Annotated in this window: 18 protein-coding genes; 13 read left to right on the top strand and 5 right to left on the bottom strand. The window is 38.2% G+C overall.

Annotated features, from left to right (window positions below; genetic code table 11):
- Window positions 1-139 precede the first annotated feature (139 nt).
- Window positions 140-3241 carry a DUF2723 domain-containing protein gene (locus LC115_13280; protein MCZ2357641.1) on the top strand — a complete coding sequence of 1034 codons (3102 nt, stop codon included), beginning with the start codon at window positions 140-142 and terminating at the stop codon, window positions 3239-3241.
- Between the two features lie 191 nt (window positions 3242-3432).
- Here LC115_13280 and LC115_13275 read toward each other — a convergent pair whose 3' ends face one another.
- Window positions 3433-3969 carry a GNAT family N-acetyltransferase gene (locus LC115_13275; protein MCZ2357640.1) on the bottom strand — a complete coding sequence of 179 codons (537 nt, stop codon included), beginning with the start codon at window positions 3967-3969 and terminating at the stop codon, window positions 3433-3435.
- A 165-nt stretch (window positions 3970-4134) separates the two neighbouring features.
- On the opposite strand from LC115_13275, the gene LC115_13270 reads away from it, so the two are divergent.
- From LC115_13270 to LC115_13250, 5 genes are all read left to right on the top strand, one after another.
- Complete coding sequence (locus LC115_13270) at window positions 4135-7590, top strand: hypothetical protein (protein MCZ2357639.1); 3456 nt, start codon at window positions 4135-4137, stop codon at window positions 7588-7590.
- Between the two features lie 292 nt (window positions 7591-7882).
- The gene (locus LC115_13265; GenBank protein ID MCZ2357638.1) at window positions 7883-8272 is read left to right on the top strand and encodes a DUF1616 domain-containing protein; all 390 of its coding nucleotides are present in this window, start codon (window positions 7883-7885) and stop codon (window positions 8270-8272) included.
- Window positions 8273-8503: 231 nt separating this feature from the next.
- A complete protein-coding gene (locus tag LC115_13260; protein ID MCZ2357637.1) occupies window positions 8504-9487 on the top strand; it encodes a pyruvate dehydrogenase complex E1 component subunit beta in 984 nt (327 codons plus the stop codon).
- 344 nt (window positions 9488-9831) lie between these two features.
- On the top strand, window positions 9832-13542 hold the full coding sequence (locus LC115_13255; GenBank protein MCZ2357636.1) for a GEVED domain-containing protein: 3711 nt from the start codon (window positions 9832-9834) through the stop codon (window positions 13540-13542).
- A gap of 112 nt (window positions 13543-13654) precedes the next feature.
- Window positions 13655-14056, top strand: coding sequence for an STAS domain-containing protein (locus tag LC115_13250; protein MCZ2357635.1), 402 nt, complete (start codon window positions 13655-13657; stop codon window positions 14054-14056).
- A 2-nt stretch (window positions 14057-14058) separates the two neighbouring features.
- On the opposite strand, the gene LC115_13245 is transcribed toward LC115_13250, so the two are convergent.
- From LC115_13245 to LC115_13230, 4 genes are read right to left on the bottom strand one after another with little or no spacing between them, the layout of a single operon-like run.
- A complete protein-coding gene (locus tag LC115_13245; GenBank protein MCZ2357634.1) occupies window positions 14059-15300 on the bottom strand; it encodes an ABC transporter permease in 1242 nt (413 codons plus the stop codon).
- Window positions 15297-16088 carry a diadenylate cyclase CdaA gene (gene cdaA / locus LC115_13240; protein MCZ2357633.1) on the bottom strand — a complete coding sequence of 264 codons (792 nt, stop codon included), beginning with the start codon at window positions 16086-16088 and terminating at the stop codon, window positions 15297-15299. Before cdaA ends, LC115_13245 begins: the two co-directional genes overlap by 4 nt.
- Window positions 16089-16097: 9 nt before the next feature.
- Window positions 16098-16838: an ATP-binding cassette domain-containing protein gene (locus tag LC115_13235; protein MCZ2357632.1), complete on the bottom strand. Its 741-nt coding sequence runs from the start codon at window positions 16836-16838 to the stop codon at window positions 16098-16100.
- Entirely contained in the window at window positions 16835-17575 is a 741-nt protein-coding gene (locus tag LC115_13230) for an ABC transporter permease (protein MCZ2357631.1), read from the bottom strand. Before LC115_13230 ends, LC115_13235 begins: the two co-directional genes overlap by 4 nt.
- A gap of 133 nt (window positions 17576-17708) precedes the next feature.
- On the opposite strand from LC115_13230, the gene LC115_13225 reads away from it, so the two are divergent.
- From LC115_13225 to LC115_13195, 7 genes are all read left to right on the top strand, one after another.
- The gene (locus LC115_13225) at window positions 17709-18539 is read left to right on the top strand and encodes a polysaccharide biosynthesis/export family protein (GenBank protein MCZ2357630.1); all 831 of its coding nucleotides are present in this window, start codon (window positions 17709-17711) and stop codon (window positions 18537-18539) included.
- A gap of 17 nt (window positions 18540-18556) precedes the next feature.
- Window positions 18557-21055 (top strand): polysaccharide biosynthesis tyrosine autokinase, encoded by a 2499-nt coding sequence (locus LC115_13220; GenBank protein ID MCZ2357629.1) that lies wholly within the window; start codon window positions 18557-18559, stop codon window positions 21053-21055.
- A gap of 225 nt (window positions 21056-21280) precedes the next feature.
- Complete coding sequence (locus LC115_13215) at window positions 21281-22204, top strand: SDR family oxidoreductase (protein MCZ2357628.1); 924 nt, start codon at window positions 21281-21283, stop codon at window positions 22202-22204.
- Between the two features lie 10 nt (window positions 22205-22214).
- Window positions 22215-23486 (top strand): phosphoribosylamine--glycine ligase, encoded by a 1272-nt coding sequence (gene purD / locus LC115_13210; GenBank protein MCZ2357627.1) that lies wholly within the window; start codon window positions 22215-22217, stop codon window positions 23484-23486.
- Window positions 23476-24339, top strand: a complete 864-nt coding sequence (locus LC115_13205; GenBank protein ID MCZ2357626.1) for a sigma-70 family RNA polymerase sigma factor — start codon at window positions 23476-23478, stop codon at window positions 24337-24339. Before purD ends, LC115_13205 begins: the two co-directional genes overlap by 11 nt.
- A gap of 2 nt (window positions 24340-24341) precedes the next feature.
- On the top strand, window positions 24342-24659 hold the full coding sequence (locus LC115_13200) for a hypothetical protein (protein MCZ2357625.1): 318 nt from the start codon (window positions 24342-24344) through the stop codon (window positions 24657-24659).
- A 131-nt stretch (window positions 24660-24790) separates the two neighbouring features.
- Complete coding sequence (locus LC115_13195) at window positions 24791-26017, top strand: peptidoglycan DD-metalloendopeptidase family protein (protein MCZ2357624.1); 1227 nt, start codon at window positions 24791-24793, stop codon at window positions 26015-26017.
- Window positions 26018-26097 lie beyond the last annotated feature (80 nt).

Genomic DNA, 26097 nt, shown 5'->3' with positions numbered 1-26097 from the left:
AGGCTATCACATGGTTGTTAGGTATTTACAGCCGGCTAATTTTTTAAGAATAAGCCGTTATCCACAATCATTTATGGATGATTTATACAAGTTTTGCAGCAAAGAATAATATTTACTGTAACTTCGCGGCAGTTTAGTTATGATGAATTATCGGAAGTTAAATAACATAACTGGTTGGGTGGTTTTTGCTATTGCATTGTTATCGTATATGCTTACGGTAGCTCCTACGGCCAGTTTTTGGGATTGTGGTGAGTTTATTGCGGTAGCGAATGAATTAGAGGTGCCACACCCGCCGGGAGCACCTTTCTTTTTGTTGGTAGGCCGTATTTTTGCAATATTTGCGCCAAGCCCTGACAAAGTGGCTTACTTTGTAAATTTAGTAAGTGTTTTTAGTGGAGCATTCACCTCCTTGTTTGTTTGCTGGACTATCACAATGTTTGCCAAAAAGGTAATTGCCCCAGATGAGGAAAACCCTAGCCTTGACAAGATCTTAGCAATATTATTTTCGGGCGTTGTAGGTGGTTTAGCTTGTACCTATGCAGATTCAATTTGGTTTAGTACAGTTGAAGCAGAGGTTTATGCAATGAGTGCTTTTTTTACGGCAGTACTATTTTGGCTTATGCTAAAATGGGAAGCCCGAGCCAATGAACCCAATAATCTGCGTTGGATAATCCTGATTGCTTATACGATTGGGCTTTCTATTGGAGTTCACCTGTTAAACCTGCTGGCTATTCCGGCAATAGCCTTGATTTACTACAACAAAAAATACAACTTCAGCCCAATGGGAGCACTTGCTGCTATTGGCATTTCATTTGTAATCTTAGCTGTTATCTTATTTGGAGTCAATCAAGTAACATTTGATATAGCTTGGGGCTTTGAAAAGTTTTTTGTGGGCACCGAAAATACTGACGGCGAAACCTCCGGATTAGGAATGCCTTTTGGTACCGGAATAGTTGTTTTTATTATTATGTTATTGGCTTTGCTGGCTTTTGGGATTCATTATACCCACAAAAAGAAGTTCGTTTTGGCAAATACAGCAATATTAAGTTTAACAATGATTTATTTAGGATTTTCATCGTATGCAATCATTTTTATTCGTTCCAAAGCAAACACACCCATTGACGAAAATAACCCGGAAAATATAGTTGATTTTCTAAAGTTCTTAAAACGTGAACAATACGGTGAAACCCCGGCACTCATGTATGGCCCCATGTATAATGCACAGGCTGTTCAAGAAAAAGATGGTAAAATGAACTATGTAAAAATCTTACATAAAACTCGTTATACCGAAGAAGGCTACCGCAAAGAATATGAATACACACCCGGTTCCAAAAAACTTTTTCCACGTATGTATTCATCAGCTCATTATGATTCCCCTCTAAATGGATATAAAAACTTCGTTCGGGATAAAGGAGATGACGAAAATAGCCCTTATGACGATAACCCCACTCTGGGAGATAATATCCGATACTTTTTTCAATACCAATGTTATCATATGTATCTGCGGTATTTCTTATTCAATTTTGTGGGGCGCAGCAGCGATATTCAAGATAGTGATTGGGAGAGCGGCTTAAATTTTGTAAAGACAGCTAAGATGCCGGAGTCTATGCGTAAAGACCCTACCCGAAATCACTACTACGCTCTTCCCTTACTCTTAGGGCTACTGGGGCTTGTTTGGCAGTATAACTATGCCAAAAAAGACTTTTGGGTGGTTATGTTACTGTTTCTATTTACCGGCCTGATGATTATTGTGTATCTCAACACTCCGCCGGCACAGCCCAGAGAGCGAGATTATGCCTTTGCAGGATCATTCCAAACGTTTACAATTTGGATTGGGCTTGGCGTAGTCGGCTTAACCGAAATAATCCGAAAATTTTTGAAGGACAAAGCCTCCTTGGTTTCCGGAGTATTAAGCCTAATACTCGTTCCTGGAATTATGGCCAAAGAAAATTGGCACGACCATTCACGCGCAGGAAACTATGTTGCACCGGATTCCGCCTATAATATGCTTAATTCCTGTGCCGAAAATGCTATTATCTTTACCAATGGCGATAACGACACTTTCCCGCTTTGGTATATTCAAGAAGTAGAAAACGTCCGTCCGGATGTCCGCGTGGTAAACCTCAGCTTATTGAACACAGATTGGTATATTCATCAACTTAAAAACCAAAAAAGCAATCAATCTGACCCATTACCTATATCTTTACCAGAAAGTTATTATATCGGAGAACGTAATGCTTATGCTCCATTTAAGAAGCAGATAAAACGAGTACCCGTTGATAAAGAGTCATTTATCAAAAATCAAAAAATAGATATACCGAGTTTAGAAAGTGGTAATATGGAATGGGAAGTTGCCCCCAGAGGCGGAGGCGACCAAACCTACTTGTTAAAACAAGATTTACTGATTTTGGATATGGTTGAAACAAATGCAAAACAAGGTTGGAAACGCCCAATTTACTTTGCCATTACGATTCCTACATCCAGTTTTGTATCTCTTTCAGATTTCTTCCAGATGGAAGGAATGGCCTACCGCCTAACTCCAGTGCGTTTTTCAAAAAGCGGCAATCCTTATGGTGGACATATCGCACAGGATATTATGTACGAAAACCTCATGAAAAAATTCCGGTTTAGAAACTTAGATAATCCAGATATATTTTATGATGCAAACGTAGTGCGGATGGTTAGTAACTTCCGAAATAACTTTTACAGACTCGTTAATGACTATGTAGAAGAGGTTAACCGCTTAGAGAACGAAAATCTTGCATTGGCAGCAAGCGGAAATGCTGGGGCAGAGAGATTAGCCGCTAATAAATCCCGTATCGAATTTTTAAAACAACGCGGTATCGAAGTTAATGATTACTCCATGAAAGTTATTGACGATAGAGCCGTACAGGCAGAAGCCTATTTCTTAGCACTCATGGCAAGAAACTATAACCGCTTAGGCAGTAAAGATAAATCCGACAAACTGTACCAAATAGCAAAAGATAGAGCAATCGAAAAACTCAAGTATGCTAAAGATACAAAAACAGCACTACCGGAAGACGATTTGAACCTATATGCTCTGCAAGTAATGATGCAACTGCATAATGACGACCAAGAGTTTACCAAAGCTGCTGAAATGGCTAAACTATACGCAGAGTATAGCGGTGATGCTCAGTTCCTTGAATATGCCCGGCAAATAGAAGCACGAGCAAAACAAACGGATACAAGCAAAATTACAGATTCAACACAGAACAAATAACAACTATTCTGAAAGAATATTACCCACGCGAGAAAGACTAACCTCCTTTCTCGCGTTTATTTTTCCCGATAGCCAAAACGCAATTTTTAATTTTTAATTTTAATTTTTAAATTTTAATTTTAATTTTTAATTTTAATTTTAATTTTTAATTTTTAATTTTTAATTTTAATTTTAATTTTTAATTTTTAATTTTAATTTACTAAAGAAGGAGCGTATTTTACGTAGAAATATTCGTCTTTTACTTCATTTTCTTTAAAGATTCCAAATCGGTGTATTGCTTCTAAATGATAGCCTGATTTCTCTAAAATTCGCATAGAAGGTTCATTTCCGGCTATTACCGGTGCTTCTATACGAGTTAAATGATAGTTTTGGAAGCCCCATTCTGTTAGATGCTTTAAACAGGCAGTAGTGATTCCCAATCCCTGATAGCTTTGCCCAACCCAATACCCAATTTCTGCCCGAAGAGTATAGATATCATCTTTAAATATAATTCCAATACCACCTATGGCAATTTCCTCATACACAATAGCAAAGTTAAGTTGTGAAGAAGCATATTGTCCCGTTTCAACCCAAAAAGCTGCATCCGAATAAGTATAGGGATGGGGAAAAGTATTTCGTAACCACTTCCAAATTAAATAGTTATTTGCATTTAATGTTAGGGAGTCAATATCTGTAACCTTCCATTCCCGCAGGTATATTCGATCATTTATTGGAATTATCGGGTGCATAAAGTAGGTAGAAACACAAAGTAAAAACTTTCTGAGCTACAACCAAAATTCAACTCCTATTTTCACCGGAAAAGTATCATACCTTAAAAATATTGGCACCCACTATCCGGAAATGTTATTTCGGAATAAAACAAGTTAAGTTAGCTATTTTTGCAAAGTGTATGTATGCGGATTTTTGCAGGGCTGATTTTTTGTTGGGGAATAATTACAATACTGCCTGCGCAAGGGTTTTATGGCTCTGGTTCTGCAATAAGCATAGACACAATAGTTGTTTTTCAAGATTCTACACTACTAACCCACGCCGGAATTATCCCTGAAACAGTTCGGTTTTTGCAAGGAAATTCGGCGCATTATCAGGTTGATTTGATGCGCGGAATGTTAATCAAGCAACCCAATAGCCCCAAATCAGATACTCTCGTGGTTAGTTACCGCTACTTTGTTCCGGAAGTTTTTTCCTTACGCTCTCAGCATATTTTGCTAACCAAAGATTCCGTAGCTATTGATGAACTTTTGCCGGAAACAAAGCCTAATTCAGGGTTTGACTATTCGCAGTTACAACGCAGCGGCTCTATTGCCAGAGGAATAACGATTGGCACAAACCGAGATATTGCCATAAATTCGGCTTTTCGCCTAAATCTAAATGGCCGAATCAGCGATGACGTTAGCGTATTGGCATCCATTACAGATGAAAATATTCCGATTCAGCCAAGCGGAACTACACAGCAACTATCTGATTTTGACAAGGTTTTCTTGCAATTTAACCTCAAAAAAGCATCCGTAATGTTAGGAGACTTAGAACTAAGAGAAAGTAACAGTCGTTTTATGAGTTATGGTAGAAATGTTTTGGGGCTTCGGGCAGAATACCGTGATACTGCGCAAAAAATATATGTGATTGGCTCTGCTTCTAAGGGCAAGTTTAATTCCAATTCATTTATGGGTGAAAATGGAAAACAAGGCCCATATCGGCTATCAGGGAAAAATAACGAACGGTTTATCATCGTTTTAGCGGGTACCGAAAAGGTTTATGTGGATGGAAAACGTATGCTTCGCGGTGAAAATAATGATTATATCATCGAATACAACACCGGAGAGCTGCGGTTTACCTCTTTTCGGTTGATTACCAATAACAGCCGTATTGTGGTGGATTTTGAATATACAGATAGAAATTACAGCCGCTCTCTGATTGGGGTGGGGTATAGCTATACCGACACTGCCGGAAGATGGTCAATTAGAGCTACTTACGCACGGGAAGCAGATAACCCTTCCGCACCTATTGATGTACAACTATCGGATACCGTCCGCCGAATCGCAGCAGATGCCGGAGATGACCCTAACTTAGCAATACTCTTTGGCGGAGATTCAGTAGGCTGGAACCCAACCCAAATACGATACCAACGAAAAGACACCATAACAAACGGAACCTCTTTCCCGCAAATATTTGTATTCTCCAAAGACTCTACCAAAGCATATTGGCAAGTCTCCTTTGTGTATGCAGGCCCTAATTCTGGATACTATACCAAAGACCAATCCACCCTCAACGGAAATATATTCCGTTGGGTTGCACCGGATAGCTTAACCGGAAAATTAAATGGTGATTATCAGCCAATTCGGAAAATACCGCTACCAACTTCCACCCAAGTAGCTAACCTCTCAGGAAACGTCCAGCTCAATAAAATCTTTTCTATAGATGCCGAAATTGCGTATTCTTATTATGACAAAAATCGCCTTTCCAAAAAACAAGATGAAGACAATGGTGGCTTAGCTGCTTTTACCCAGCTAAACGCCCGTAAAATCCCTATTGGAAAAAAAATCGCACTAAACTCTTTTTTTAACAGCCGAATGGTAGAAGCACGCTTTCAAGGCTTAGATAGAGTTTATCAGATGGAATATGGACGGGAATGGAACTTTAATGACTTAGGCGAAAGAACCCGCGAATTTGTATCGGAAGGTATGACAGAATTAGTTGGCTACGGACACCGAATCCGCTATCAAGCTGGATTTCGAAATACTACTGACGCAAATTATGCCGTCAAACATACTTTACAGTGGGAAAGCCAAGATTCCAGCACAATACTTGGCAATATACAAACTACTTACATCACCACCCATAATGACTCCGCCAAAACCATATCCCGCTGGTTTCGTAGTAATTCAGACTTTTACCGACTCCTCTGGCTGAACAAACTGAAAATAGGCACAGAACTGTGGGGCGAAGATAAACGCATCAGCAATTCTGATTCCGTATTAAGCACAAGTTTCCAATTCCTATCTGTAAAACCATACTTAAAAATCAGCCCCAGCACTGCTTGGACTGTTGAAATAAACTACGACACCCGAACTGATAAAGAAGTAGTGCAAAGTTCTTATCTGAATAAATCTCTCTCCGGAACTACTACGGCCAAAATCAGCTATCAAAGTTTAGATAATCTCAGCATCTTAGCTACCGCTACCCACCGAAGCTTTCGTGTATTAGATACCACCTTTATCAGCAGAGGCTTGGTCAATCAAAATACTTTTTTGAGCAATTTGCAAGGTAATTGGCAAAGTAAATACCGCATTTTTCAGGTAAATATAATTTATGAAACCCTTACCGAACAGATTGCGCGTAGGCAAGTGTCTTATGTTGAGGTAAATGCAGGGCTTGGGCAGTATGAATGGATAGATTACAACAAAAACGGACTTCAAGACTTAGACGAATTTCAGATTGCCGTAAATCCCTTACAGGCAAACTTTGTCAAACTATTATTACCAACCCAGCAGCTATTCCCGACCATCAGCAGCTCTTTGAGTGGCGTTTGGCGTATAGAGCCGGGCAGCCGAATCAAAAAAATAGATGCCAATAAACAAAAATGGCTACAAGCTATCCAACTGCAAACAACAGCCCGAATTGAGCAAAAAAAAGATGCCCTAACAAATCAACTGTCTAATTATACTTTTTCCCTAAGACGAACAGCGTGGGATAGCACATTGCTTTCTGCACAATACCAATTTAGGCAAGAATTATTTTTGTTCCGAAACTCCCCCAAAGGAGATGCTTCCGTAGCTTACTCAACTAATGCGTACCGCCTTTTCTTAAATTCCGGCAATGAATACCGACAAAACAACCAGTGGCAAACCAAAGGACGTATCAACTTTTCAGCAAGTCGCAGCATTGAAACAGCAATTCAGCTTGGAAATAAGCAAAGTACAGCAGAATTACTCCCAGAAAGAAATTTTAACATCCATTATCTACAAATAAATCCCAGTTTTAACTGGCAGCTTTCACGTAAGATCCGCTGGAGTATTGGGTATATTCGGGCAGATAAAAAAGATAACTCTGTGGTTTCAAGCCAAGTAAAAACCAATAAAATAACTACTGACTTACGGGCAAACCTTGGAGGCAGAAACACCCTATTCGTTAAGTTAGATCTATTTAACCATAGCCTTACCGGAAATCCCAATACATCCACCCGTTTTGAACTATTAGAAGGAATGCAGCCCGGGAAAAACATAACAGCCAACGTTCAACTTGTTCAGTTCATTACCAAAATGTTAGAGCTTACCATCACCTATGATGCCAGAGTGAGTGAAAACAACCCGATTATCCACGCCGCCCGAATGCAACTTCGAGCACTGTTTTGAAAAATAACTATACTTGCGCCTCAGAAGGCATAAAAACTATGTTTCGTTAGTGAATTATTATTGCCATCATAGAAACACGGGGATTTTTGGTTTCTTGGAAAAGCAGGCGGTACACAAGTAAATCTAATCCCTGTTCTTTTTTTACCCATTTTTAGATATTTTTGCGTTTTGGAAATGAGGGTAGATAATCGTTATTTTGACTCTTGGCATAGACGATAAAGTTACTCATTATTGCCAAAAACTTCATCATACTTTCTGAACCACAACCGTATCAATACAAATTTGAAATAGTATGAAGGTTTTAAAGATTATACAAACAGGACTACTAACACTTTTGGGAACAGTTTCGGTATTTATGACTGTTTCTATCATCTTTGATTTATTTGGCATTCGAGAAAAGGAAGGAAATTACGTTTCATTTGTTGTATATGCTAACTTAGTTTGTGGAATCTTGTATTTATTTGCTGCATACAGTAGCTGGAAAATCCCTAAATGGAGTAATTATAGCCTGAGTTTCGCCTTAACTATTCTAATAGTTGCCTTTGTAGGCTTGCTACTGCATATCAATAGTGGCGGCATCTATGAAACACGAACCGTTAAAGCTATGATTTTTAGAACAGTATTTACTATTGTGATGCTTTCCATCGGAATTTTTATGTCTAAAAAAATCCCATTAAGCTAAAATAGCTACGAAACAAAAGTAGAAACTATTTACTGGCTGAAAAATCAGCATCAAAATGTCTAATTAAAGAGTTATGTTTCAACTATGTTCTGCTGGATTTTTCTAAAAACAGGATACTGAAAGAGTATAAGTATTCAGCTATTGAGTTATAGCTTTAAAAGTAGAAAAATAATATTGGCATAGACTTCAAGGATACTCGAATTTAGTTAGCTTTGCGGCAATTGTATTGAAATGGCAAGAGAGATTCAATTTCGGGAGGCACTTCGGGAAGCAATGAGCGAAGAGATGCGCAGAGACCCTGCTGTTTTTTTAATGGGCGAAGAAGTTGCAGAATATAATGGAGCTTACAAAGTCAGTGAAGGAATGTTGGCAGAATTTGGCCACGAACGTGTGATAGACACACCGATTGCTGAATTGGGTTTTGCCGGAATAGGCGTGGGTGCTGCAATGGCAGGACTACGGCCTATTATCGAATTTATGACGTTTAATTTTTCCTTAGTAGCTATTGATCAGGTCATTAACTCGGCAGCTAAAATTCTGTCTATGAGTGGCGGACAATACAACATCCCGATTGTATTTCGGGGAGCAAGCGGGTCTGCCGGCCAATTAGCCGCACAGCACTCACAGTGCTTTGAAAATTGGTATGCAAACTGCCCCGGCCTTAAAGTCCTCAGCCCTTCAACACCCGCAGATGCTAAAGGATTACTCAAAACAGCTATCAGAGACTCTGACCCAGTTATATTCATGGAATCCGAAGTTATGTATGGCTTAAAAGGAGATGTCCCTGAAAGCGATGAATTTCTAATCCCAATAGCTTCAGCAGATATTAAGCACGCCGGCGATGACGTTACCATCGTTTCCTTCGGGAAAATGGTGCACGTAGCATTAGATGCTTGCCACGAACTATCCAAAGAAGGAATTTCTGCCGAAATGATAGACCTAAGAAGCCTAAGACCTATTGATTACCAAACAGTTATCCAGTCAGTAAAAAAAACAAACCGCTTAGTAATTGTAGAGGAGTCTTGGCCATTAGCCAGCATTTCTTCAGAAATAACATTTATGGTTCAGAAATACGCCTTTGACTACTTGGATGCTCCCGTTTTACGAGTTACCGGCAGAGACGTTCCGCTACCCTATGCTCCAACACTCATCCAAGCCTACCTCCCCAATACCCACCGCACCATCGAGGCCGTAAAACACGTTATGTACCGCTAAGCCTAACGAAGATGTTTAGATGTTTGCTAAAATAGGACCAACAATAAAATATAAATTTTAGAGATTGATTTTAACTATAAAAGGCTTACCTTATAGTTAAAAAAAACAAGAAAATGTTTTGTCCATAGTCTCTAATAAGTACGTCAAATCACTCAAAAAAAGAAGGTGAGTGGGGAAATATTTTCACGCTTCCAAAGACTAAGTAATGATTTGAAATTAATTTATCAAATTAATTATTAGCATCTAATACAAAAACAGGATATTTTTTTAAAAAAAAGTCATGAAATACTTTATTTTGTATTAATTTTGGCGTATGGAGTTTCAAGTAACTCTGAATATTTTTTATGTATAGTTTTATTATTTCACGATTGCAAAGCTGGCGTTTGGTGCTGGTGCTTGCTGTGGTTGTGTGGAGCTTAGCTTCTTCCGCCACAGCTCAGGTAAATGCATATACCACTACTACCGGTACGGGAGGCACTTGGTATGATTTAAGCAGTGGAACAGTCATCATGTCTGCTGAAAATGATGACGACCCCTCCGCGGTTCAAGATATTGGCTTTGATTTTAGCCTTGGAGCTACTGTTTACACTCAGTATTCTGTTTCGCCGGACGGATTTTTGAGGTTTGGCGGAATAGCTGCTTCCTATCAGTTCAATAATACAAATTCCAGTAGAAACCAACCTAAACTATTTCCTTGGTGGAATAATCTATCGTTGGGAGCTTCTGGTCAAGGCGGGGAAATAAGGTATCAGCTTTTTGGTACTGCTCCTAACCGAGTGTTGGTAATCCAGTGGGGGGTTACTATCCCTTGGAGTTCTAATGCTGCCAATGCTACTTTTCAGGTTTCACTTTCAGAGGGTACTAACACCATTCAATATGTATATGGTTCACCGAATACGGCAACGGATGGAAGCTTTGGCGCTTCTATCGGGATTTCTACAAGCACTACTGATTTTATCACTTTAGATGCTGCTCGTGTACCCAGCACAACCGTTTTTACTACCAATATAACTAACTATGATGGGACAAATTATCCCTATGTGTTGTTTACCCCGCCACCACCATGTACAAATCCACCTACTGCCGGTACATCGACCAGCTCTGTGCCTAAGATTTGTGCTAACGTTGCGTTTTCCTTAGATTTAACTGGCCAGTCCGGAGGGTTATATCAGACATATCAATGGCAATCTTCGCCTGATGGCTCTACTTGGTCAGATATTAGTGGTGCTACGTCTGCATCTTATAGTGGGATAGAGCAAACTTCCGCTACGTATTATCATTGCAATGTAACCTGCGGTACAACAGTTGCTTCTTCATCTGTATTTGTAGATATGGAAGATATAGATAACTGCTACTGTACGCCTGAGTATTCAGACGGCTGTACTGATGATGATTATATTGCCAACTTTACTTTTGCCGGTATTAACAACACGACCACGTGTTCTCCCGACCCGTATTATACATATTATCCTAATTTAATAGCCAATGTTAATCAAGGAGGTTCCTATTCTGTATCTATTACATTGGGTAACAATCTTTATAGTGAGGTTTGCAGAATTTGGGTGGATTTCAACGATAATGGTAGCTTTGAAGATTCAGGAGAGATGATTTTAGCCCAGCGGGGAGTAGGTTCAATGAGCAATGCAATAATTATCTCGAATAATGCACCGCTGGGAACTCACCGGATGCGCGTTCGCGGTGTTTACAATAACTCTAATTTCACCTCTTGTGATTATCAATATTACGGAGAAACGGAAGATTATAAGATTAATATAACGCCAGCACCCCCTTGCCAAGATCCGCCTATTGCCGGCACTGCTAATAGCCTTTCAGCTAATGTTTGCAAGAATATTTCTTTTAAGCTATATCTTACTGGTAATTCTAACGGACTAAACCAGACTTACCAATGGCAATCTTCACCGGATAACTCTATATGGACGGATATTAGTAATGCTAATACTACAATATTCTATGCTACACAGGCTGCTGCTACTTATTATCGTTGTAATGTAACCTGCGGCACAACAGTTGCCTCTTCCGCTGTATTTGTGGGTATGAAAGATATAAATGATTGCTACTGTACTCCCTCATTTACAAGTGGATGCAGTGGAGGTGATGGAATTTTCAGATTTAAGTTTAGCGATATAAATAACGCCACAAGCTGTTCCCCATCACCTAACTATTATACAAATTACTCCGGCTTAACAGCTAATGTTCTTGCCGGATCTTCTTATAGCCTGTTTGTTGTATTTGGATATAGTGATGAGTTTTTAAAAATCTGGGTGGACTTTAATGATGATGGCGACTTTGACGACCCGGGTGAAGAGATATTTGCGCAGGCCGCCTCCGGTTACAGTATTAGTAAATTAGTAGCTATCCCGGGAAATGCTCCTGCTGGAGTTCATCGGATGCGTGTTAGATGTGTTTGGAACAATTCTGCTTTTACCACCTGTTCAAATCAAGCGTATGGAGAAACAGAAGACTATAAAATCAACATCATGATACCCCCTCCTTGCCAAAACCCACCTACTGCCGGAACTGCAAATAGCCCAGTAACAGTTATTTGCCCTAATATTTCTTTCCCTTTGAATTTAACTGGTAACTCTGCAGGGCTAAACCAAACCTATCAGTGGCAGTCTTCTCTGGACGGTTCTTCTTGGACAGATATTAGTAATGCTACTGATACCTTAATATATGTTTCCCAAACTGCAGCTACGTATTATCGCTGCAACGTAATTTGTGGAACAACTGTTGCCTCTACACCAGTGTTTGTAGATATGGAGATACCTACAAAATGCTATTGCCAACCCTCTCATAGCGTTGGTTGCGTTGTTGGAGATTATATAAGTAATGTTACTTTTGCCGGTATTAATAATACAACAGGCTGTTCTGATCAACCTTACTACTATACATACTACCAGAATTTAACAGCTAATGTCGTTACGGGAACAACCTACCCCATATCACTTAGTTTTCAACATGAAGTACAGTATTGTAAAATTTGGGTGGACTTTAACGATGATACTGACTTTGACGACCCGGGAGAAGTCCTTTTTGAAGACTTTGCTAATGCTAATTATTATCTTAATGGTTCTATAGCTATTCCGAACAATGCTAATCCCGGTGTTCATCGGATGCGTATTCGTACCACCCGATTTAATGCACCTGGGTCTTGTACCGAAGAATATTTTGGAGAAACGGAAGATTATAATATTAACGTAATGATACCCGTCTGCCCAACGCCCACTAATTTACGAGTTGTTAATCTAAGTGCTTATTCTGCAACTTTGGATTGGGACTTACCTACTGGCCCTCCTTACACAACTCCGGATTCTGTTGTTACCTACTTCCGCTTAGTAGGAGCTGTCAATTGGCAAAGACGTGTTTGGACAGACATAGATTCTATTCGTATCTTTAAGCTAAAACCAGATAACCAAGCTTATGAGTGGAAAATAGCTGTGTATTGCAATGGAACACCGCTACCCAGGGTATCTGGACCTAACTTTACAACCGCCATGGCTTGTGTTCCGGCAAGTAACTTAGTAGCTTCCGGTGTTACCAATAACCAAGCGACTATCACTTGGGACGCTGCCTCTATTGCCGATAGCTTCTATGTTAATTATAGAAAAACGGGCGGTATTTGGCTATTTAAAGTAGCAATGACCAATTCTGCCACCTTAACCGGATTATCTGCCAATACAACTTACGAAGTAAAAGTTAAAACTTTCTGCAACACAGGTGCATTTACCGGTTATGCAGCAATGGGTTCATTTACCACGAATGTTTCAAAAACAGATGATTTTGTTTCTGATATTTCTGCGTATCCAAACCCAATGCACGATATTTTGGTCATAACTGCTATGCCCGAAATAGATTCTAAATTGGAAGTTTCTTTTGTTAATATTCTGGGCGTTACCGTAAAACGTTACCAAGAAACAGTAACGACAGGTTCTATTGTTCGAGAAATTTCTGTTTCTGACTTAGAAACCGGAATTTATATGGTTGAGATTTCTTGCGGAGACGTTCGCAGGGTTGTCAAAATCGTAAAAGAATAATTTAACTTATTCCTTATACCAAAAAAAGCTGCCTAAAAAGGCAGCTTTTTTTGGTATAAAAAAGGTTTTTGAAGCGAAGTATTTCTCAACTTTGCCGATTCATAACTTTGCTATGCGAATCACCTTAGATAAACAAGAAAATTACACTATCCTAAAAGTTCTGGAAGAAAAATTAGACACCAGAAATGCGCCGGAACTAAAAAGTGATTTTTTGATGCTGAATGCAGAGGGAGTGCGGAATATCATATTAGATTTAGAAAAAACCCGACATATTGATAGCTCAGGATTAAGTTCTATTCTGATAGCCAATCGTTTATGTGGGCAGTTAAATGGATATTTAATTTTGTGTTGCATCAACCAGCATGTAGAAAAATTGATAAAAATATCTCAATTAGATAAGGTACTCAATATTTTACCTACTGTTCAGGAAGCAATAGAAGCAATCTTTTTATCTACACTGGAAGAAGAAGTTGCCGGAGAAGTTAGCAATGACGGAGAAAGCGAAGGAAGTTAAGTTTAACGGTATTGCAGGTTTTCAATAATAAGCCTTTTAGCGGCTTGCTTAGCCGGCCAATAGCTTGCTATTAAAGTAATAACGATTACTGTTCCCATAATCTGTACCAAATCTAAACTTTGTAAAGTTGCCGGGAAGGCATCTAATAAGAAAGTTTCTCCGCCATTTAGCTTTAGCAGTTTGTATTTGTCTTGTAGAACAACCAAAGTGCTGCCAAGCCCAATTCCGGTTAGGCTTCCTATTCCGGAAATTAAAAGCCCTAAACACAGAAATAGCTTTTGAATAGCTATTTGATTTGCACCAACTGTTTGTAAAACAGCTATTTCCCGTTTTTTAGAGATTATAGTCATCGTTAGGCTACTCACTAAGTTAAATGCAGCAATAATTAGCATCAGTAATATTACCAGAAAAGCTATTTGTTTTTCATTGCGCATAACGAGGTAAATAGTTTCGTGCTGCTCTATTGAGGTTCTTGCTATTGCTTTATTTCCAACAATTTGTTGTAATTTGAGTTTCGCTTTTAAGGGATTTGTTCCGGGTTTTAACCGAATTTCGATAGTTGTAGTAAGTGATGTATCTACTTGAAAGAGAGAATGAACGACAGAAAGCGGTGCTAATACTAATTGGTCGTCATATTCTTTTTGGATAGAAAAATATCCAGCAGGAAAGGCATTGATTTGCTGTAGAGCAGCTTCAGGATTTGTCAGGAGGTCTGCATTTTCTGAAATTGTGAATAGTTTTAGCGGGTGGAGTTTGTCTTCAAGGTTTGCTGCTAACTGGTATGCAACCCCTGCCCCCAGCAATACAGTAGGAAATTCTCCGGCAGAATCTAACTGCTTTTTTCCGTCATAAATCGCTTCTTGATAGCGGCTTACAAGTTGATATTGGTTGCTTACACCCCGCAAAACTACCATAACTTGTTTGTCTTGGTATTGAACTAACGCTCTATTTTCAAAAATAGGAGTGTGGTACTGGATAAAATCTTGCTGTAAATCTTTTTGAAAAATAGGATATTCCAAATATTTCCCATTACGCGGCGTTAGCTGAATATCTGCATCTATTTTGGCAAATAGCTCTTGCATGAGGGTTTCAAATCCATTAAATACAGAAAGAACCATTACCATAGCAGCAGTACATAAACAAATTCCGATGATGGATATTATCGTTATTAGATTGACTGCCGTAGGTAGTCTGGGAGATAAAATAAACTTTCGGGATAGCCAAAATAAGATTATTATTCTCACGATATGGGTGTTTTTTCCTTTTGGAATGTATGAATCATGTTTTTCAGATTGGAAAGTATTAAGTTATAATAGATTTTTCCAGCCCACGCTACCGATATATTTCCGGTTTCTTCTGAAACTATTATCACCAAGGAGTCTGATTGCTCACTCAAGCCCAACGAAGCTCGATGCCTCGTACCGTATTGAGCCGGTAAATTCATATTTTCACTCATCGGTAAAAGACATCGAGCAGCTATCATTTTATTTCGATGAATGATTAATGCTCCGTCATGCAACGGGCTGTTTTTCTGGAATATAGACAAGATAAGCCGGTGCGACACAGCAGCATTTAGCATATCTCCGGTGTCTATAATTTGGGATAATGGAGAGCTTCCCTGTAATGCAATAATTGCTCCTACACGGTTTCGGGCTAAATCTTCTACGGCTAACAAAACCTCTTTATGCGGAATAGCATCTTGGCTGCTCCAACGGAATGAGCGTTGTAATAAATCTAAAAATCTATTTTTAGTAAGTAAAATCAAAAAACGGCGTATTTCCGGAGAAAAAATAACCAACGTACCTAATAACCCTACGTTTAGTACCTGACCAAGTAGTGCTTTAAGTAAAGTTAAATCAAAAAAAACAACAAGTTCATATAAAATAAAGACACCCAAGATGATACTCAGCAGCCGAACAAAAGCAGTACCTTTAAAGATAGCTAAGGCTTCATAGATTAAAAACGAAACTATTCCGATGTCTAATAGATCTTTCCATGTAATGGACAAAATACCGATTCGGATTATCTCCATAAGTTATTGCTAATCATGGCGTATCCAGTCAGATACAAATACAAAGGCGTTTACAATTGGGTTATCTGTTTTTCGAATATCAAATCGGCTGCCTTCCCACGCTTTTTTCCCTTGGTGGATAAACATAATTTTATCCCCAATATTTACAACCGAGTTCATGTCATGAGAGATTACAACTGTTGTTGTTTTATACTCATAAGTAAGTTCTTGGATAAGTTTATCTATCAATGAGGCAGTTTGTGGGTCTAAGCCGGAGTTGGGTTCATCACAAAATAAGTAGCAGGGGTTATTGGCTATCGCTCTGGCAATACCGACCCGTTTTTTCATTCCGCCTGAAATTTCTGCCGGATATAAATGATCTACATTGTGTAGATTTACACGGGACAAACAAAATTGAACCCGTTGGTCAATTTCGTGCTGACTTTTATTGGTAAAGGTCTTTAAAGGAAAAGCTACGTTTTGGGCTACGGTCATAGAATCAAATAAGGCGGAAAATTGAAATAGCATTCCGATGTCTTTTCTGATTTCCCTACGTTCTTGTATCGGTAAGGCATAAAAATCACGGTCTTCAAAAAAAACCTGCCCTTGATTGGGTGTCATTAAGCCAACTACATTTTTAACTAAGACACTTTTTCCGCTTCCTGATGCCCCAATTACCATATTAACTTTTCCTTTTTCAAATTCAAAATCAATACCTTTTAACACATCATTGGTTCCAAACGACTTCCAGATATTGCGGATAACAATCATAACAGCAATTGGGCTAAAATATAATCACAAAAGACCACAAAGATACAACTATAAACTACGGCTAAGGTACTTGAACGGCCTACTTCTAAGGCTCCTCCCTTAACATAAAATCCTTGATAGGCTGAAATAGAGCTAATTACAAATCCAAAGGTTACAGCTTTAATAAGCATAAAAGTAACCTGAAACGGCTCAAAAAACTCTCTTGCTCCAAGCCCAAATTGTGCTGCGGTAACTTCGCCGGTCATATCTCCGGCTATTATACCGCCAATGTGTGTTAAAAAACAAGAAAAAATCACTAAGCACGGGAAAGCAATCATGGCACCGATAATCTTTGGTAAAATCAAATATGATGCGGAGTTTATTCCCATAACTTCCAGTGCATCAATTTGCTCTGTTACACGCATTGTCCCAAGCTCACCAGCAATATGTGAACCGATTTTTCCGGCAAGCACTAAAGAAAGTATTGTAGGAGCTAATTCTAAAATAGCAGAGGTCGAAACTATCGCTCCAATAGTGGACTTAGGAACTAAGTTACTCACCAATTGATAAGCAGTTTGAACCGTTGTAACAGCACCGATAAAAACAGAAATAATGAAAACGATAGACACACTCCCGATACCCATAGCTACTATTTCCTGCATTGTAAGTCTCCAATAGATTTTAAATTTTTCAGGAGACTCAAAGAACATTCGGAGAAGCATTAAGTAGCGCCCGAAATGATAAACTGCTTTCATCATACCGTGCAAAAGTAACTAAATTCAATACACACACCGGTATCTGATGGTTTTTGATACGTAGGTTCTTGGGCAGCAATAAAAAACATCTTTTGCTATCTATTTATCTCTACAAAGTTCCTATATTTGAAGCCGAATGCAAGTCGGTAATTCTATAACCATCTCAAAGACATCTGCAAAAGTATTTTTTTTTGGCTACATTTTGATTATTAGCGTATTAGCTAATCTTTCTGGATGCGTTTCAAACAAAAAAATAGTGCTTTTTCAAAATAAATCTATTCCCAAATCGCAGGACTACTCTCAAAATTCTGCAGTAGAACGGTCAAGTTATAGTTATCGAATACAAAAAGGAGATGTTCTTTCGATTCAGATGGGTTCTATTGCTACTTCTGCGATAATACCCTTTAACACAGAGCAGGAGGCAACTATTGGGCTTGGTACGAACCAGCATCCATACCTAAAAGGTTATATGGTTGATGACAGCGGGCGGGTAGATTTACCGACAATTGGCTACCAATATGTTTTGGGGAAAACGATTTCAGAGATGCAGCAAGAGCTAAAGATTATTGCCCGTAGGTATTTTTCAGACCCAAACGTTCGTATTTTTTTGATGAATTTTAACGTAACCGTTATGGGAGAGGTACTGCATCCTGGCTTGTATCCGGTATATCTTACTACACCAACGATTTATGACGCAATAGCCTTAGCAGGAGACTTTTCACCATGGGCAAACCGAGAAGTCATAAAAGTTGTGCGTACACACGGCAACCCCGGAGAAGCCAAAGTCTTATACATGGATATGACGAATCAAAGAACTTTGACAACAGAAGATTATTATCTTCGCCCAAACGATATTATCTACATAAAACCTATGAAAGCCAAAAAATTCGTTATGAATAACGCGATGTGGGTTTTACCACTTTTATCAACTTTAGCAATCATCTTGAATGTGCTTACGCGCAAGTAGCCTTTAGTTAAACATTCATGGCAGATTTTATTTCGCAACCCAATCAAGAAAGCCGAGATACTCAGGCATTTAAAAAGTTTTATCGCCGTATAAAAACCAATAAATACTGGATACTCTTTTCCCTAATATTTTTTATTTTCTTAGCGTGGCTTTTCTTACGGTACAGCATTCCCGTTTTTCAAGCAAAAACAACCCTATTAATCAAAGATAGTGGCGGCTTCCAAGACCCTTCCGAAATTTTATTCGGCGAAATCACTTTTCAAACAAAGGAAAAAGTATTCAACGAATCTACAATCATAACTTCACAGCCACTGATATTCCTATCATTAAGGCAGTTAGGATTCTGGGTATCATTCTACTCTAAGGGATTATTCAATAACATTGAATTATATGAAGACAACCCCTTTGCCATTGTTGTAGATACAGCAAAGGTATTTGCTTGTGATTCCTCATTACCTTATGGGGTTGATTTTAAAGTAACTTTGATTGATAGCAAAACCTACCAACTTACTGCTGAAAGTGAAGGAACGATATTTTATGGGCCGTTTTCGATAAACCAAAAAGTACAGTTTAATCAAATTGTTAAGGTCGGTAATTTTGAATTTGCACTACGATTGGTAAAGCCCGAAAAAATCGTTAAAGACATAGTTATTACAAATTATTCATTCAGAATACATAATTTGAAGCGGTTAGCTGCAGACTATAAACGCCGGTTAGTAGTAAATCCAGAACCTGTTGGCTCTACCATCATAGATGTTTCAATACAACAAAATGTACCGAGAAAGGCCGTCTATTTTTTGCAGACATTAGTCCGAAATTATGCCTCTCAAAATTTAGACCTAAAAAATGAAGTGTCAATTAAGACAATTGAGTTTATTGATAAAGAGCTCAAACAAACTAGTGATACTTTAGGCAGCGTAGAAGCCCAATTAGAGCAGTTTAAATCATCCTATCAAATTGCCGACCTTAGTATAGAAGCCAAAATGCTCTTGGAAGAACTCAGCAAGTTAGAAGAAGAGCGTGCAAAATATATAATCGCCCAGAAATATTACGAATACCTTAAAAATAACATTAATAACGAAGATTTCAACAACGGTATATTCCCATTTTCATTGGGAGAAAATCAAGATCCTATTCTGAATAAGTTAGTGATGGATTTAATCAGCCTTCAATTAGAAAAGAAAGTTTACTTAGATCAAGGAATGATACAAAGCCCGCAAGTAAAACTTTTGGAAGATAGAATAAAGACATTACGCAATAAAATTTTAGAAAATGTAAATAACTTACTTACTGCTAATAGCTTAGCTATGAATGATTTGAATAATCGGATAAAGCAAGTGGAGCAGTCTGTTAAGCAACTCCCCAAGTCAGAGCGGGAGTTAGTAAATATCCAGCGGAATTATAAACTGAGTGAGAATTTGTATGTGTTTTTGATGGAAAAACGGACGGAGGCAGCAATCAGTCGTTCTTCTAATACGCCTGATGTTCAGATTGTTGAGCCGGCTATGCTGGACCCTGACGATCCCGTTTTTCCAAAACCCGTTTTGGTTTATGCAGCAGCTATTTTTCTTGGGCTTTTTATCCCATTAGGCGTTATTTTAGCAAAACACTTTTCCCAAAATACGATTCTGGATAAAGTTGAGATTTCCCAAAAAACAGATGTTCCTTTCTTGGGGAGTATTCCGCATAACTATGATAGCAACAAACGTCATAAGCTAATCACTTTTGAAAAACCACGTAGCGGCGTATCAGAAGCCTTCCGAATCTTGCGCTCAAATATAAACTATTACAAAAGAACAGGACAAGATCAACAAGGTTCAGTTATTTTACTTACCTCTTCAATTGCAAACGAAGGCAAAACCTTTACTGCTACAAACTTAGCCGTTGCACTTTCTATGGCAGGAAAAAAGACCATTATCTTAGGCTTAGACCTACGAAAACCCAAAATCCATGAATACTTAAATGCAATGCCCGTAACTTCACCTGACTCAAAAGAGCGACTTGGACAATATACCGGAGTCAGAGGCTTACCCGGAATAACAGACTATTTGAAAGGAAATAAAGAAATTCAGGATGTAATCTACCAAACACAAGCAGATTATCTGTACGTAATCCCCTCTGGCTCAGATACTAACAATCCATCTGAATTACTGTTAGACAACAAGATGCCTGAACTTATAGAGTATTTAAAAGCAAATTTCTCCTTTGTTGTCTTAGATACTCCCCCAATAGGATTGGTAACTGATGCCCTTATATTATCAAAACTTTCAGATATAAATATTTTTGTTACCAGACAAAATATCACTAAGGTAGATTTTATAGACTATGTAGATGAACTGCACCAGAGTAAAAAAATTAGTAATCTGTGCATTTTGCTCAATGACGTAAGCAAAGACCATGGGTATGGATACGGCTACTACGGCTATGGGTATGGATATGGATATTATGAAGAGGATGAGCCTTGGTTTCAAAAAATTCGCAGAAAAATCAAATATTTTTTCCGAAAGAAAATCTAACATACTTAAAATGACTTTATAATTAGCAGAAAAAACTCCATTATTTACCTAACACAGTTAAATTTTATTTGTAAATTGCTCTCTAAAATATCATGATAAATAGTAAAGTAAAGATGTTTAGGCAGCGCGTTTTTGAGTGTTCTATGGGTTATCATTTTTTTAATCACCTATATTTAGAGGTTATTTTATTAGTTAAAAAATTATTTTTATTGAATTTACAATAATATGGCTCGTTATTTAATAACCGGAGGTGCTGGTTTTATTGGTTCACACATTGTTGAAGATCTATTAAAACGCGGAGAATTTGTTCGTGTGTTGGATAATTTCTCAACTGGGTATCGCCGAAACTTAGATCAGTTTATAAACGATATAGAGTTAATAGAGGGAGATATCCGCTATTATCATGTTGCATTGCAGGCAGTTAAGGGAATAGACTTTGTGTTACATCAAGCCGCATTGGGTTCTGTGCCACGCTCTATTAATGACCCGATTACTAGCAATGACATAAATGCAAACGGAACCCTAACGATGCTATATGCTGCCAAAGAAGCTCGTGTTAAACGGTTTATTTATGCTTCTTCATCCTCCGTTTATGGAGATAACCCTGAATCTCCTAAGATTGAAACCATGACACCCAGCCCGAAATCTCCTTATGCTGTAAGCAAGTTATCAGGGGAGCACTACTGCCAAGTGTTTCATAAAGTTTATGGCTTAGAAACCGTTGCCTTACGATACTTTAATGTTTTTGGCCCCAGACAAGACCCTAATTCTCAATATGCAGCGGTGATTCCGAAATTTCTAAGTGCTATGTTAAAGGCTCAAAAGCCTACTGTCCACGGAGACGGAACCCAAAGTAGAGATTTTACTTTTGTAAAAAATGTAGTTAATGCAAATCTTTTAGCCTGCGATTCTCCTAATGTTTCCGGTAAAGTTTTTAATATTGCTTGTAATTCCACCCATTCTTTGTTAGATCTCATTCAGCATCTAAATACCATTTTAGGAAAAAATATTGAGCCAAAGTTTGAACCACCACGTATTGGAGATATAAAGAACTCACTGGCATCTATCGTTCGTGCACAAACTGAATTGATGTATCAGCCGGAAACCAATTTTGTGAAAGGATTACAAATTTTGGTAGAGAAGTTTTAGGATTAAGAGTATGCGTGTACTATTGTTAGGTTCCGGCGGTCGAGAGCACGCAATGGCGTTAGCAATTCACAAAAGCCCGTCATGCACAGCCTTATTTACCTGCCCAGGAAACCCCGGAACGGCTACCTTAGGCACAAATATAACAATACAGCTCACTGATTTTGAGAAAATTGCTGAATTCATTCAGCAAGAACATATTGATTTGGTGATAGTAGGCCCCGAACAGCCCTTAGCTGCCGGAATTGCTGACTATCTGCGTCCATACTGCTTCGTATGTGGCCCCAATCAAGCCGCCGCTATGCTGGAAAGCAGTAAGTCTTTTGCCAAACACTTTTTCGCCAAAAACAACATACCCACAGCGCAATATCAAGTTTTTACAACCGGAGAATATGATAACGTGCTGGATTATGCTCATAAACTTGGGTTTCCTTGCGTACTCAAAGCTGACGGCTTGGCTGCCGGAAAAGGGGTAGCCATCTGCCAAAATGAACCCGAACTAAAAAGCACATTACAAGATTTTTGGGCTGATAAAACATTACAAGATGCAGCCTCAAAAGTTGTAGTAGAGCAATATTTAGCCGGTAAAGAAATTTCCTGTTTTATTTTGACCGACGGAAAAGAGTTTATCTGGCTTCCAGAAGCCAAAGACTATAAACGTGCCCAAAATAACGACTTAGGCCCTAATACCGGCGGAATGGGGGCAGTATCTCCGGTACCCTGGTTTAATGAAACATTAAAACAACAAATTATTGCCCAAATAATATACCCAACCCTAAAAGGGCTGCAACAAGAACAAATTGATTACTGTGGATTCCTGTTTTTAGGAATCATGGTTCTTGATAATCAGCCCTATATCTTGGAATACAACGTGCGTTTGGGAGATCCGGAAACCCAAGTTGTTCTGCCCAGAATCAAAGCTGACTTTGCTTATCTTTGTTATTTAGCTGCAGCTAAAAAAATTCAGCCAAATACACACATAGAAGTATCGCCAGAAACGATGTTAAATGTGGTTTGCACAAGTGCCGGATACCCCGGAAAGATAACAACAGGACACAAAATCGAAATAACACACACAGACGCACTGCTTTTTCATGCCGGAACAACCCTTGATGAAAATAAACAATTAATAACCGCAGGAGGTAGAGTCATAAATGTTACTGTTGCCGCTGAATCCCTAAAAAAAGCCATTTCCCATGCTTATCAAGCCGTTCAGTCCGTAAACTTTACCGGTAAAACTTATAGAACAGATATTGGATTAGATTTGCTCCCCGATGTCCACTGAATACCCTAAAAACTTAGATGATCCTACCATTATATCCCGAATAAAAGACGGAGATGATAGCCTCATTGAAATGCTATACCTTAAAATTATTCCCGCACTATTAGTTGAACTAAAAAAAGAAGAGACTGTTAAAAGACTACTCAAAGATGCCTTGCTGCAAGTAAGAAATTTAATCGTTAAAGGTAAATTTAAACCAACATTGGGTAGCAGCTTAGAAGAACATATTTTTAATCTATGCTGTGTTCGTTTTGAAAAAGAACAAGAAGAACTAACGCTTGACCACAAGATTATTAATAGCTTACTAAGCAATGATGGTTGGGGATATTATTATATCAATATGCAATATGCCCACAGTATCAAGAACTTTGTCAGAATCAACAGTGGAAATACCCAAGACGCAGAAGATTTGATTCAGGACGCTATTTTGGTCTTGTTAAATAATACCCGTGATGGTAAGTATAAACCACGGCATGATGTGAGTGTTAAAACATATTTTTATGCAATTTGCAAAAATCTTTGGTTAGAAAGAATCCGAAAACGAAAAAATAACCCATTTGAATATTTATATGACTTACCCGAAGAAGCAAATGAATTTGTAGATATTGAATTTCAAGAAGAACTTTTGAATGAACGACAACAGTTGGTTCAAGAACTTTTTGAGCAGGCTTCTGATGCTTGCAAAAAAGTACTGAGTTTGTTTTACAAACATCAGCTTTCACACGAGGAAATTGCACAACGGCTTGGATATGCAAATTCCGAAACCTCTAAGACACAAAAAAATAAATGCCTTTCTAAACTAAAAAAAGCTATACAACAAAGACTACCTAATACAAGATCAACAATGGATAATTAAGTATGGAAAATATAGAACTTTCTGATAAAGAAATAGAAATATTGATGGATAAATATCTAAAAAAGGAACTTTCTGAAGAAGACAGGGTTAATTTTGAAGAGTTTCTGGCTCAAAATCCGCAGATGCAGACCGAGATTTCTTTGCGCAGAGATATTATCATTGGCATCCACGCCGCCGAGAACCGCGCTATCCGCAACCGGTTAGAAATTGCCGGAAACCGACAAATGCATCAATTTAGCATTTCTACGCCTATCGTAATTGCAGCTACTATTGCCTTTGTCGCTGTCATCGCATTATTTTTAATTTGGATATTTTCTTAAATTATTTATATTGAATAAAATTCTACACCACAACCTCATTTAACAAACTTTTCTAAAGCTATAATTATCAGTCAGTTATGTTGCATTAATACTGATTATAGTTTTTTAAAATTTGCGTAAGTTTGCGCAGCATGGTTTATCGCAGTAGCATTGCACTAAAATGGATACTCTACCTCTACATTTTGGGGTTCGAAGCCTTGCTTTGCCCACTCGGTAGTTTCGCACAAAATATATCCAAAAACAGACAACTTCTTGAAAAAGAGCGAGAACGAATAGAGCAGGAGGTTACGCTTACCAATCAACTGATTAACGAAACACGTAACAGCCGTTCTCAATCTTTAAATGATATAGCACTGCTCAAAAAACAAATTTCCCTACGGGAACGCCTAATCTCTAATATTGAATTAGATATGGGCAGAATGGACGTAGAAATAGCCAGCACCAATTCCGTTGTGGGAGCTATGGAGCAAGATATTATCAAAATTCGAGAACAATATGGCAAAATGGCTTATCGCATCTATAAAACCCAAAATAACCTATCTATTTTACTGTGGATTTTAAGTGCTGAAAGTTTTAAACAAGCTTACTACCGAATGATGTATTTTAAAGAAGTAAGCAAATACCGAAGCCAGCAAATATCCCTACTAAGGCGTGCGCAACACTATCTTTATGAAAAAAAAGATGAAATTAACACCCAAAAAGCCCAAAAAGAAAAACTTTTGGGTAGAAGAAAGCAAGAAGCCGATAAATTAGTTCAGTCCAAAAAAGATAAAGATGACTTATACCTTGAATTAAGAAAAAAAGAACGAGAATACAGAGAAAAACTTAGAGAACACCAAAAATCATTAGCTCAAGTACAGGAAGCTATCGAAAAAATAATTCGAGAAGAAATAGCTAAGTCAAAAAAAGCAGATGAAAAAGATATATTGAACCCTCTTTCAGAGCAATTTGAAAAAAATAAAGGGAAATTACCTTGGCCTTTACCCAGTAACAAAGGGGTTATTACAGAAACCTTTGGCGTAAATGAAGTAGCCTCAGGCGGTAAAGTTAATAATAACGGCGTTTATATCTCTACTTCCAAAGACATGACCATACGAGCAATCTTTTCCGGAAAAGTAACCGCCGTTAGCACAATCCCCATGCACGGAAAAATTATCATTATCCAACATGGTGTGTATCGAAGCGTATATGCAAACCTAAAAGAAACCTCCGTAACCGTTGGCCAGGAAATAGACGCTCTCCAACCAATAGGAATCGTTAAAACCGAGTATGAAACAGGTGATACCAAACTTCATTTTTTGCTCTACAAAGACAAAACTCCCATTGACCCGATGCTCTGGATCGCAGAAAAAAACTAAGCTAAACGATTTTTTTAAAACTAAATCTATCCCAGAATAGTTATAGACTTCAAAATTCAACTTTAATATAGTCGAAAATC

It is taken from the genome of Bacteroidia bacterium, from assembly GCA_026932145.1.
Taxonomy (GTDB): domain Bacteria; phylum Bacteroidota; class Bacteroidia; order J057; family JAIXKT01; genus JAIXKT01.
Note: the sequence above shows the minus strand (reverse complement) of the source record. Positions and strands in the feature narration are given on the sequence as shown.

Bases quoted from the DNA above. Each gene is read 5' to 3' on its own strand.
- LC115_13280 (MCZ2357641.1), top strand. From the start codon at position 140: ATGATGAATTATCGGAAGTTAAATAACATAACTGGTTGGGTGGTTTTT.
- LC115_13275 (MCZ2357640.1), bottom strand. From the start codon at position 3,969: ATGCACCCGATAATTCCAATAAATGATCGAATATACCTGCGGGAATGG.
- LC115_13270 (MCZ2357639.1), top strand. From the start codon at position 4,135: ATGCGGATTTTTGCAGGGCTGATTTTTTGTTGGGGAATAATTACAATA.
- LC115_13265 (MCZ2357638.1), top strand. From the start codon at position 7,883: ATGAAGGTTTTAAAGATTATACAAACAGGACTACTAACACTTTTGGGA.
- LC115_13260 (MCZ2357637.1), top strand. From the start codon at position 8,504: ATGGCAAGAGAGATTCAATTTCGGGAGGCACTTCGGGAAGCAATGAGC.
- LC115_13255 (MCZ2357636.1), top strand. From the start codon at position 9,832: ATGTATAGTTTTATTATTTCACGATTGCAAAGCTGGCGTTTGGTGCTG.
- LC115_13250 (MCZ2357635.1), top strand. From the start codon at position 13,655: ATGCGAATCACCTTAGATAAACAAGAAAATTACACTATCCTAAAAGTT.
- cdaA (MCZ2357633.1), bottom strand. From the start codon at position 16,088: ATGGAGATAATCCGAATCGGTATTTTGTCCATTACATGGAAAGATCTA.
- LC115_13235 (MCZ2357632.1), bottom strand. From the start codon at position 16,838: ATGATTGTTATCCGCAATATCTGGAAGTCGTTTGGAACCAATGATGTG.
- LC115_13230 (MCZ2357631.1), bottom strand. From the start codon at position 17,575: ATGATGAAAGCAGTTTATCATTTCGGGCGCTACTTAATGCTTCTCCGA.
- LC115_13225 (MCZ2357630.1), top strand. From the start codon at position 17,709: ATGCAAGTCGGTAATTCTATAACCATCTCAAAGACATCTGCAAAAGTA.
- LC115_13220 (MCZ2357629.1), top strand. From the start codon at position 18,557: ATGGCAGATTTTATTTCGCAACCCAATCAAGAAAGCCGAGATACTCAG.
- LC115_13215 (MCZ2357628.1), top strand. From the start codon at position 21,281: ATGGCTCGTTATTTAATAACCGGAGGTGCTGGTTTTATTGGTTCACAC.
- purD (MCZ2357627.1), top strand. From the start codon at position 22,215: ATGCGTGTACTATTGTTAGGTTCCGGCGGTCGAGAGCACGCAATGGCG.
- LC115_13205 (MCZ2357626.1), top strand. From the start codon at position 23,476: ATGTCCACTGAATACCCTAAAAACTTAGATGATCCTACCATTATATCC.
- LC115_13200 (MCZ2357625.1), top strand. From the start codon at position 24,342: ATGGAAAATATAGAACTTTCTGATAAAGAAATAGAAATATTGATGGAT.
- LC115_13195 (MCZ2357624.1), top strand. From the start codon at position 24,791: ATGGTTTATCGCAGTAGCATTGCACTAAAATGGATACTCTACCTCTAC.